Below are 11,180 nucleotides of genomic sequence, written 5' to 3'. Positions count from 1 at the left end.
GGTGCTTCTGCCTGCATGCGATAGGCCAGCTCAAACGAGTTGATCCGCGCTGCCAGATCTTGTCCACCCGGTCTGGCATCCATGTGTTCCTGATTGATCTTTGCGAGCAGATCGAGTTGCTCACGCTGTGCCGCCAGGTCCATGTACCCCGGGCCACGGAGGTCAAACATGGGGTCACCGACAGACCGGAACAAGGTCCCGGCGTAAGAACTGGGGATGAAGCCGCTGGACCAGTTCGGCTGGCCCCCGATCGGACCGCCCCGTTTGTCGAGAATCACGACATAGCCGGGCATGTTCTGGTTTTCCGACCCCAGACCATAAACGGCCCAGCTTCCCAGCGAGGGGCGTCCGATGAAGGTCTTGCCGGTGTTCATGGCGACCAGCGCCGAACCGTGCGCATGGCTGTCGGTATGGCACGAACGGATCACGGCCAGCTTGTCTGCGTGCTCACGCACTTTCGGAAAAAAGTCCGAGATCAAAAGCCCGCTTTCGCCACCTGGTCGGAAGGGGCGGAAGGAGGGCGTCAGAAAGCCCACTTTTCGGCCGCCGGAGTTAATAAAGGTTTTTCCTTCAGGCAGTGGCTGGCCCGCGTACTTCTGAAGTACAGGCTTGTAGTCGAACGTATCGACCTGACTGGGCCCCCCGTTCATCATCAGAAAAATGACGCTCTTAGCTTTCGCCGGAAGCTGCTGCGGTCGCGGGGAGAGAGGGTTGGCCGACGGTGCGGGAGAAACCGCGCCGTTGCCGAACACACGGTTCTCGTGCATGAGACCCGCCAGAGCCAGGCCCGCGAAACCGCCTCCCATCTCCCAGACAAACTCGCGTCGCGTCAGTTGGCATGGAAAGGGATTCTGCGGGTGTGTCATCGGTGTGTCTCCGGATCTGACATCGGGAAGGGCGAATTGACCTGTCAGGGAATGCAAGGTTCAGTCGAACTGCCTGCGGGAGCGCCGACCGCAACGCGGCAGGTGTCACTCATTAAATTTCGCTTCGTATGACGACGAGTGGGCGAGGGGCTCCGACTAGATAAGATGCCGCCCATCGTGCAGCTGCTTTAGTCCACATAGATAAACTCATTACTGTTCAGCAGGACGTGACACAGCGAGGCCAGGGCCAGCTCGTGGGGCGAAGGTTCTGCCGGTGCTGCAGAGAGGGGAATCTCGTACCGTTTGGACAGTTCGCGTGTCAGAGCGATTCGCTCTTCACCCGACAACGATCGATCAAAGACGATGATCTCTGCCAGATCCCCCTGCCAGTATTCCCCATCGATGTTGCCCTGCTGACCCAGCACGTAGTTCGTGCCGAGGTTGCGCGGGGCGAGGGGTGTCGACCGGCTGGCCAGTTCCGTCAGATTCTCGAAGATGCGGGCCTCGTTTGCATTCGACTGGCCGATCAGCAGGAAGGGTTCTTTGCCCGAACGGAGTTGACCGACTCCCGAAAAATCATCGCTGAGTCGAACGGCTGACTTTGAGGTGGTACCGAAAAACAGCGACGTCCCAGAGTTGCCGGCACCCCCGTTCCAGTTCGAGAATAACGTGCGGTGACCTTCAGTCCCCTGGTCACGGGCAACCGCCACCAGGGTGAACTGCTGTGACGTCACTACTTGTCCCTCGAGATGCAGGAACTGCCGTCGTCCATCGAATCGGATCACGGGTTTTCCGTTGATCCCATCGGCCACCCACTGGGGACGTCGATCCGGGTCAGGTTGAGTGGCATTGTGGTTTCCTGCCGAGTCGTCCTTCCAGCGAATGACTCGTCCACTCGCATCTCGCTCGACTCCTGCACTGGCTTGCAAATGCAGGGTGACACCCCGCTGCGGGATGTCGACCGGTTCTGTCTTCTTCGGTTTCGGCAGATGGGAAAATCGCTCGAGCTGCTTCGTCAGATGCGATTGAGCGGCCGCGATTTCCGTGGGGGAGGGGAGCCGTCCGAGGGTTGTCTGCCAGGCGGCTTGGATTCTCGCCTGATCGTCCGGTCCCGCCAGGCCTTCGATCCGTTTGGCCAGCAGGCGACTTTGCTCGTGCACGAATTCGTTGTTCATGAGCGCAAGGGCCTGTGGTGCGACGGTGCTGACGTCTCGCTGGCCACAGGGAAGCGTCGTTTCGACAAAATCGAATGTTGTCATCAGCGGGGGTAGCAGGCCCCGCTTGGAATACATGTACAGACTTCGCCGACGCTGCTCGTCCGGGGGGGACGCGTTCCAGGCATTCGACTTCATCGAAAGTCCTTCCAACGCTTCGGCACTTACGGTCGGCTTGAAGCTGGGGCCCCCCATTCGCAAGTCGATCGCACCACTCACCGCGAGCATTCGGTCGCGAATCTGTTCCGCGTCTAACCGGTGACGATCGAACCGCCACCAGAGTCGGTTACCGGCGTCAGCTGATTCGATCTGTTGGGCTGCTGGATGAAGGGACGATTGTCCATAGGTGTTTGACAGGACCAGCAGTCGATGAATGTGCTTCGGCCTCCAGCCTTCCTGCTGGAATTCACTGGCTAACCAGTCCAGCAGTTCGGGGTGGCTGGGAAGATCGCCGGTGAATCCGAAGTTGTCCGACGTTCGGACCAGCCCTTTTCCAAAATGAGACTGCCAGAGGCGATTTACGAACACACGCGCCGTTAAGGGGTGCGCTGGATCCGTGATCCACTGGGCCAGTTGCCGTCGGCGCTGCGATGAGTTTTCTGTCGGGCGGGGCGTCGGAACTGCTGAAGTGAGTGAGGCAACGATAGCGGGTGTTCCAGGGCTGACGACCGCCATGGGCCGCTTGGGGTCCCCCTTCTTCAGCATCCACAAGTCAGACGGCGTTGCCGTCACGTCGGTCCACCCGAGTACATCAAACCCCAGTTCCTCCTTCGAGGGGCCTCCCAGAAGTTCCCGCTGCCGGGCTTCGATTGGCCCTGCCCAGAATGCGGCAGCGACCTTGTAGTAGTCTGACTGCAGGATGGGATCAAACTTGTGGTCGTGGCAGCGGGCACACTTGACCGTCAGTCCGATGAACGAGGTACAGGTCACATTGACCAGGTCTTCGAGCCGATCATATTTGTACTCTTCAGGATCATTCGGCTCGTCGTTCCAGGTCCCTAGGCGCAGGAAACCGGTGGCGATAACCGATGACTCGGTTCGGTCGGGAATCTCGTCCCCGGCGATCTGTTCGAGGATGAAGCGATTGTAGGGCATGTCTGCGTTCGCTGCGTTGACGACCCAGTCCCGGTACTTCCACGCACCCGGCTTCTCCTGGTCCCGTTCGTAGCCCGACGTTTCTGCGTAGCGGGCCAGATCCAGCCATTGACGGGCCCACCGCTCGCCGAAATGGGGCGAGTTCAGCAGTCGTTCGACAAGCTCGGCTTTAACGACCCCGTCTGAACGAGGGTCTTCGACATAGTTCGTAATTTCTTCCGCTGTGGGGGGAAGGCCGATCAGGTCGAAGTAGAGTCGGCGAATCAGAACGGCACGCGGCGCAGGGGGAGCGGGAGAGAAGGAGGCTGCCTCCAGGCGGGCGAGGATGAATGCATCGACGGGATTCGCAACCCAGTGCGTGGCTTTGACGCTGGGGATTGACGGTCGACGGATGGGTTGGAGTGACCAGAAGTCACGCCCCCCTCGCACGTCCGTCGTCCGTTCGTACGGGTCGAGGACACGTCCTTCGGGCCACGCGGCACCCGACGAAATCCAGGCGGTCAGAATCTCGATTTCCTCCGGCGGCAGCGGGCGGGGCTGACCTTTTAAGGGAGGAGGCATTTCGCCACTGCGGACACGACTCAGAATGAGATTCTCTTCAATGGGAAGTCCCGCTTCGAACGCGGGACCGCTATCGCCCCCTTTCAGGATGTTTCCCAGTTTCGTCAGCGAGAGCGATCCTGAACTATCGTGATCAGAATGACATTCGAGACATCGTCGGACGAGGACATCCGCGACTTTCTCAAACGATTCGGACGCCCCCTTCAATTCGCCCTGACCGCTTAAGCCCGTCAGCACGAAGACGAGGGCAGGCAGGAAGAGCCACCTGAAACAGACCGAAAGCCCACGAAAATCAGAGAGCGGCGACATGATGGGAGCCTCATCAAGCGTGCGGGAAACTCAAGAGGGATATATTTAAGAAAGTTTAGAAATTAAAGTCAACGCCCCAGTGATGTGCAGAGTTTCTGTGAGCTGAACTGCCGGTTACGATGGAGGTGGCAATGTGAGAATTCGTCCGTGGCGAGCAATCCAATCTCACACCGCGACGATGGGTGGCCCGCTCCACGCTCTTCAGGGCGCCGAACGGCAGGGGATGAAGCCCAATCGGAGCTCAGTTCCGGGATGATTTTGGCTGCGATTTCACAGTCGTGGGCGACCTGTACAAGTGTGTTGACCCCTCTCTCAAGGGGCGGGTACGATAAGGCCATGGTTTTCTCAACCAGCTCCGGCCACGCATCTCTCATCAGGTCCGGGAGTGGATCGCTGCGGCAGTGGTCGCACGTGTTAAGCCGATTGAAACTGCGGAGAAATTTTGCATGGCCGAAGTGAGCATTCTGATCGTGTGCTATAAATCGAAGGACCTCATTCGCCAGTGTTTAGATGGGGTCTACAACCACACGACAGGAGTCGACTACGAGGTTTTGCTGCTTGATTGCTCGAACGACGGCACGATGGATCTCGTGCGGCAGGAGTATCCCAAGGCGATTATTATTGATAATGATCAGAACCTTGGTTATGGACTGGGGAACAATGTTCTCGCAGCGCATGCGAGCGGCAAGTATATCATTCTGTTGAATCCCGACGTGATCATTTCTGACGACGCAGTCGGTGAGCTTTATCGAACTGCCATCGCGATGCCCCGTGCAGGGGCCGTCGGGGGCTGGAATCAATTACCGAACGGGCAACGAGATCCCGGCTGCCGCCAGTTTTTGCCGACAATTTCTCGGATTCTGGTGACCGCTCTGGGAGGGGCGAGGTTCCTGAATGGAGCGTTGAAAGAAGGGGAAGTGAAAGCCCGGGAAGTGGAAACTTTGTCCGGCGCATTCATGCTCGTCCGGGCCGATGTCTGGAAAGAGATCGGCGGCTTTGATCCCAGCTTCTTTATGTATTCTGAGGAAATGGATCTTTGCTATCGTCTACGGGGACTCGGCTGGTCCATTATCATGACCCCTCAAGCCCAGGTAATTCACCTGGACGCCGGAGGGCAGGGGAATACACCGCGGCGAGTCCGGTTGCTGACGACTTCTCGAATGCATTTCATCCGCAAGTATTGGGCGCTCCCCAAAGTCTGGCTGGCCGGGTTTCTCACCTGGCTGCATGGACTGATTCGAGTCGCGATTGGGGTCGCGGCAATTCCCTTTACGGGAAAAAAGTGGCCGAAAAATCTCGTGGAGGCCTATGCGCCGGTCGTCTTTATGCCGGGAAAATGGTGGTGGGGCTTTCACGCGAACAATCGCTCGTGACCGCATGCCGTCGTGTGTGAGTGAGCTCCGTCCAGAGCTTCATCGAGGCGCGTCGGCGGAAAAGGTGTTGGCGCTGAGGGGGATGTGGGCGAGGTGTGGGTGCGAGAAGGGCTTGGAGAATCTGCGGACGCGCCGGAACTCCGAAAATGAACGCGGTGCGAAACAGGACAGGGCGAAGGTCCGGCTCAGGCAGCGGCCCCTGCGGGGCTGAGCGCTGAAGCTCGCGTTCGCGTCCGCAAATCTCCGTGCAATCACAACCTGGGACTCCCTGCAGGCCACTTTCTTAAGAGTCCGTGTTTTGAGAGTCGCTATTTGGGCCGTCGATTCGTTGCGACCCCCATCCGGTCTCGAGGGTACCTGCATTGGCAGGTGTCTGAACGTAACTGCTTAAGATCTCGCCACCAACCGAGTTCGCGCTCGCGTAGCGGGAGGGCGGGGGTCCGAGTCTGCTAGGGGTCGAGACGGGTGTGTCGATCAAACGTGGTCGTAAACGGCAATGCTGCCCGAGTCAGGACTGCGCGCGACTTTCGGTGTCGGTGGACTTGATGTCCGAAGCTTGATCTGCAGATTTGTCATCAGCCAGAAGATTCGGGGGCCGCGAACAAGATAACGCCACCACATGCGGCGGGGGTTCTGAAGCAGGCGGTACATCCACTCCGAACACATGGCCCGCATCCACATCGGTGCGCGTTGTTCGGTCCCGGTGAGGAAGTTGACCGAAGCACCGATACACAGGGCCAGTCCTCGAGCAACCCCCCGTTCGGCTAATCGACTCGCGAGAATTTCCTGCTGGGGCGATCCCAGAGCGATAAAGCAGTAGCGGAAGGGGCTGTGTGCTTCGACGAATTCGAGGCACTTCAGAACTTCTTCTTCCGACTTAATAAACCCCATTGGGGGGGTATACTGTGACAAATTCGTGAGACTGTATTTGTTTTCCAGAAAGCGGGCCTGTTCAGGGGTCGCGCCAACGATCAGTACGGGATCGTCGGGCTTGATCACCTTTTCGAACAGCGATTCGGTGAGGTCGCTTCCCGGGCAAACGGGGATGTGCATTCCCTTCGTCAGGAAGAATGCGAGTGACAGAAAGCGGCTGTCAAGAAGCAGGTACGTCGCGCTCTGGCAAAGCTTGAGAAACGCTTCGTCGTCATTCAGGCGGATCAAATGATCTGTATTGGGGGTTACGACGAACCCATACCGGCTATCGCCGAATGAGGCAACAACGTCCATAAACTGCGTAATGTCATAGTCGTCGAATGTGTGAAGCACGGGGCATGCCTCCTCTAGAAAGCCGCTGCTGAAACGGGCGTAATCTGTGCGTGTGTTTACTGCGGTAAAGCAGCCAGGCGAGAGCGTTGCTGGGCTACCCTAATTTGTCCCCAGGACTGGGCTCATTGACGCCCAGGTCCGTCTAAGGGACGGGAGAGAGATCGAACGCTTTCCGAATGCGGAGCCTGCCCCGGAAAATGCCAGAATGTGCGTGGCAGAAACCAATGGAACAGATTGTGACACCCGGTTTTGCTGGTGAAGACGATTTCGGTCATGAAGCCGGGTAGCCAGAATCGAGCCAACATGGAAGCTGCTCTGTGTTCACAAAGTCATGTACACGAAAGTTTGCCGCAGACAATACGGGTGTATCGTGTACTTGTGTTCTATGATAGGCGGGGTACTTCTAACTTTCAATCACAAATTTTTTTCGCCGGCGACAAAGACGAACCTGCTGCCAGGGAGCGTCCCCGAAGACCTTTCGGACCACAGAATCAAGGGAAAAATGGAAGTCCCCACCGTTGAGTGCGGATCGCTACGTTGACTGAAACCTGCTGAAATTAAGGGAATGCAAGAGAGCAATTTGTTCTGTAGCGATTGATGGCTCTCTTCCTTAATGGGTGCGGATTGGCGACACGGCCACGTCGCAAAGTTCAGCGGTAATGGGTTTGGGAAGGTGGAGCGGGCAGGGGTATGTATGGATGATGCGGTATGCATCGCATGGAATGGGAATAGTGTACAGTCGAGGTGTTATCGGCTGTTCCCGCTTGGGGTAGTCAATCTGTTTGTACGAAAATGTTGCAATATGTTGGCGAGTGGCTACTTCGTCGAGCTTTTTTGGTAGATGGGCGGCCCGGTTTTGCAACCGACATCTCCCTGCTCGCGACGGCAGATGTCGGGGAATGCCCCTTAATTGCGGACGCGAAGTGGGAGCCGAGGGACCGAGATTTCTCCGTTTTGTCTCTGCTGTCCCAGCAATTCCCGGCGGCTCGACGATTTTAGCAGGGTTGCATTTACGTCTGGAACGATCTCAAATGTGACTTCAGTTCAATGCAACCGGTTGAACGACAGGCGCGGGTCAGATTTATCTGAGGTCGTTGGAGTTCGGGTAGTTCTTGATCAGCCGCGTGGTGACAAAAGTCTGTCACCACATGGAGTAAAAACGGATCGGACGTCACGCGACGATTTGCTGCTGTTGATGGCCTGTACGGATTTCGTTTCGTCTGATGAAAAGGGCCTGGGGCGCATCCGTATTCACGAGTCAGCGACTCACGGGATCGACGCCGCAAAGTTCGACCGCCAGGTTTCAGCAGCATAGTTCAGCGGGCGATGAGGAAGTGTCAAACGCAAAAGACATCGATGGCACTCAGAGCACGACGCCCCCTTCGCAATCCGTTGAGGGAACTCCTCGCAATCTCGTTTCAGAAGTTGTGTCACTTCCCGCGAATTTGGCACAGGCGGCCCCCCAACCTACCTCCCCCGTTCCGGTGCAGCTTGGGCGTTTTGAAATTCGCAAACAATTGGGGACGGGGGGATTTGGTGACGTCTTTCTGGGGTTTGACGCCACTCTTAAACGCTTCGTAGCGATTAAGTATCCCAAAGACTCGCTCTCTGAGGCCGCTCTTCAGACGTTCCTGGGCGAAGCGCAACGGCTGGCTCAGTTGCAGCATCCGGGTATCGTCGCAGTCTACGATATCGGGCGAGTTGACGACCGTTGCTACATCGTGACCGAGTTTCTGGAGGGGCAGATCCTTGATGTCCAGCCGGGAGGCAGCCCCGCTCCCTGGCAGCGCTGTGTCGAAATTGTCAGTCACCTGGCCGATGCTCTGGGGCATGCCCATTCCCGGGGGATCATGCACCGCGACATCAAGCCGTCCAACATCATGCTGACGGTCGACGGACGATGCGTGCTGCTGGATTTCGGACTGGCTGTACATGATCTGGAGCCGAGTCGATCGGAAATCGCCGGGACTCCCTCTTACATGTCGCCGGAACAGATCCGGGGTGAGTCGCATCAGATTGATGGCAGGTCTGATATTTTCTCTCTCGGTGTGATCCTGTACGAACTGCTTACCGGTCGACAGCCATTTACTTCTCCCGACCGAAAAGCCTTGTTCCGCAAGATCCAGGAAGAAGACCCCGTACCAATTCGCAGATGGAATCCGCTGGTTCCGGTCACGGTTGAGTCGATTTGTCGGAAGGCACTGAACAAGAGACGGGAAGATCGATTTTCGACGGCGGACGAACTGGCAGAAGCGCTGCGTAGTGTTATCGGCACCAGAAAAGCGGTGTTCGCACCAGAGAGTCTTCTGCGGAAACCGGACACGAATCCCTCTGCTGGCGGCCCCCTGACGGCGCCTCTGATTCCTCCCAGCAATTTCGCTCGAGATTCCTCCCCGTTACGCCCCCTGAAGGAAGCCCAGTTCCGGCTTGTGACACTTGTCGGTGTTCGGCTGAGTCTCGGAAAGCAGAATCGAAAGCCCGGCACTCAACTGGAATTTCTCAGGGGGTTTACCCCCGCTGTCGCTGCTGTTGCGGAAAAGGCTGGCGGGTGCATCAGCAGTTGCTCGGAATTCGAAATCATCCTCTGTTTCGGGTTCCCGGTGGCTTACGAAGACAGTCTCTTACGGGGGATTCGTTGCGGGATGCAGATTCTGAAGCTCGGAGAAGGGATTGAAGTGTTTCCGCAGCGACACCAGCTGCGAATTGCCGTTCATTCCGGGTTCGCTGTGGCGGAAGAAACGGTGGATGGGATCGAGATACTGGGCGAGCCGGGGAAAATTCTGAAAGGCCTGCTGCAAGTTGTCCCGTCTGCTGAAGTGACGGTAACGGAAGGTGTGCACCGATCCAGCCGTGTCTACTTCCAGCAGGATTCGCTGGGGGCTGTTCCCCTTCCGAATCTGGCAGAACCACTTTCGCTGTACCGGGTCATCAAAGAAGCCCCCGTTACGCTCAATCGTGTCGAACTGGTCGATCTGGTCAATCTGACACCGCTCGTCGGGAGAGACACCGAGGTCGCGATTCTGAAAGACCGCTGGGAACAGGCGGTGGAGGGGATGGGCCAGATCGTCCTGCTAATCGGTGAGGCAGGATTAGGCAAGTCACGCCTGATTCGCGAAATTCGCGAAGGCGTCACGGCCCTGAGCGTGAATCCCGACATCATTGAATTGCGCTGTTCGCAGAATCATCAGTCGACGGGATTGCACCCGATGATTGAGCATCTGACGCATCTGTTGCAGTTCGACAGACACGTTTCGGCCGAGTCACGGCTGCAGGCCATTGATCGTTATCTGCAAAGTCTGAACCTCTTGACGGACTTGAACCGAATCCTGTTGGCCCGACTGCTTGAGGTTGATGCCCCCCAGCTGGCCCCTTTGGAAGGGAATGGTCGTAAGAAACGCGAACTGACGACGGCTTTGCTGCTGTCTGTGTTAAAAAGCAGAGCCATTCTCAGGCCGGTACTGTTCATCGTTGAGGACCTGCACTGGGTGGATCCAACGCTGCTGGATCTGCTGACAGCCTTTGTCGAGAATTTTGATCAACATCGCACGCTGAGCATCTTTACGTTCCGACCCGAGTTTGAAACGCCCTGGAGAAGTAAGCCGCATCAAACGCAAATCGCTTTGAATCGCCTGAATCACCGCCAGATCCGGGACATGCTTCATCGGCGGCTGCGCCGGCAAGACCTTCCCACACCTCTTGTTGAACAGTTGGTCCAGCGAACGGACGGCATCCCTCTGTTCATCGAAGAATTCTCGAAGCTGCTTGAAGAAAGTGGATCGCTGCAGGAGACCACCAGCTCCCGATCGTCGCTTGGTCAGGCCATCCCGGAATCGCTGCAAGACTTGCTCATGGCGCGGCTGGACCGCATGGCGAGCGACCCGAGTGTCATTCAACTGGCCGCGGCGATCGGACGCGAATTCAGCTACTCACTACTTTCCGCGGCGACGTCAATGTCGCCAGAGGATCTTCAGGCAGAACTGATCAAGCTTGTCACGGCCGAAGTGCTGTTTCAAAAAGGGAATTTTCCGGATGCGAGCTTCCTCTTCAAACACGCCTTGTTACAGGATGCCGCTTATAGCTTGATGATTAAGAAACGTCGGTGCGCCGTTCACGCGTCGATCGGGGCGGCGATTGAAGCTCATTTTCCCGATCTCGCGCAGCACCAGCCGGAACTGGTCGCTCACCATTTCACGGAAGCCGATATGCCGGAAAAAGGGGCGGAGTACTGGCTGAAGGCCGGGAGAAAGTCCCAGGCCCAGTTCGCCAATATCGAAGCGATTAATCACTTGAATCGTGGACTAATCGTCCTCGCGTCGATTCCGGAATCACCCGAGCGGGATCAGCGGGAACTGAACTTCCAGCAGGTTCTGGCCCCCGTCCTGATGGCGGCACGCGGCTGGTCAAATTCCGAAGTCGGTACCGCGATCCAGCGAGCCAGTCAACTGGTAGCCCGGTTCGAATCGATCGAAGATCGGTTCTTTGTTGAGTGGGGTTTG

General features: G+C 57.3%; 5 protein-coding genes. 2 read left to right on the top strand and 3 right to left on the bottom strand.

Going from position 1 to position 11,180, the window contains the following annotated elements; genetic code table 11:
* Together VGE80_RS10895 and VGE80_RS10890 are read right to left on the bottom strand one after the other, a co-directional pair.
* Positions 1–866, bottom strand: an 866-nt coding sequence (locus tag VGE80_RS10895; protein WP_440592688.1) for a DUF1501 domain-containing protein, incomplete at its 3' end; no start/stop codon positions are given.
* 188 nt (positions 867–1,054) lie between these two features.
* On the bottom strand, positions 1,055–4,045 hold the full coding sequence (locus tag VGE80_RS10890; protein ID WP_440592687.1) for a DUF1553 domain-containing protein: 2,991 nt from the start codon (positions 4,043–4,045) through the stop codon (positions 1,055–1,057).
* Between the two features lie 446 nt (positions 4,046–4,491).
* On the opposite strand from VGE80_RS10890, the gene VGE80_RS10885 reads away from it, so the two are divergent.
* Entirely contained in the window at positions 4,492–5,418 is a 927-nt protein-coding gene (locus VGE80_RS10885; RefSeq protein WP_440592686.1) for a glycosyltransferase family 2 protein, read from the top strand.
* A gap of 474 nt (positions 5,419–5,892) precedes the next feature.
* On the opposite strand, the gene VGE80_RS10880 is transcribed toward VGE80_RS10885, so the two are convergent.
* Positions 5,893–6,684, bottom strand: a complete 792-nt coding sequence (locus VGE80_RS10880; RefSeq protein WP_440592685.1) for a WecB/TagA/CpsF family glycosyltransferase — start codon at positions 6,682–6,684, stop codon at positions 5,893–5,895.
* Between the two features lie 1,334 nt (positions 6,685–8,018).
* Between VGE80_RS10880 and VGE80_RS10875 the strand changes: the two genes are divergently transcribed.
* Positions 8,019–11,180, top strand: a 3,162-nt coding sequence (locus VGE80_RS10875) for a protein kinase domain-containing protein (RefSeq protein ID WP_440592684.1), incomplete at its 3' end; no start/stop codon positions are given.

The organism is Schlesneria sp. (assembly GCF_036405755.1).
GTDB classification, from domain to species: Bacteria; Planctomycetota; Planctomycetia; order Planctomycetales; family Planctomycetaceae; genus Schlesneria; species Schlesneria sphaerica.
Note: the sequence above shows the minus strand (reverse complement) of the source record. Positions and strands in the feature narration are given on the sequence as shown.

Bases quoted from the DNA above. Each gene is read 5' to 3' on its own strand.
- VGE80_RS10885 (WP_440592686.1), top strand. From the start codon at position 4,492: ATGGCCGAAGTGAGCATTCTGATCGTGTGCTATAAATCGAAGGACCTC.
- VGE80_RS10890 (WP_440592687.1), bottom strand. From the start codon at position 4,045: ATGTCGCCGCTCTCTGATTTTCGTGGGCTTTCGGTCTGTTTCAGGTGG.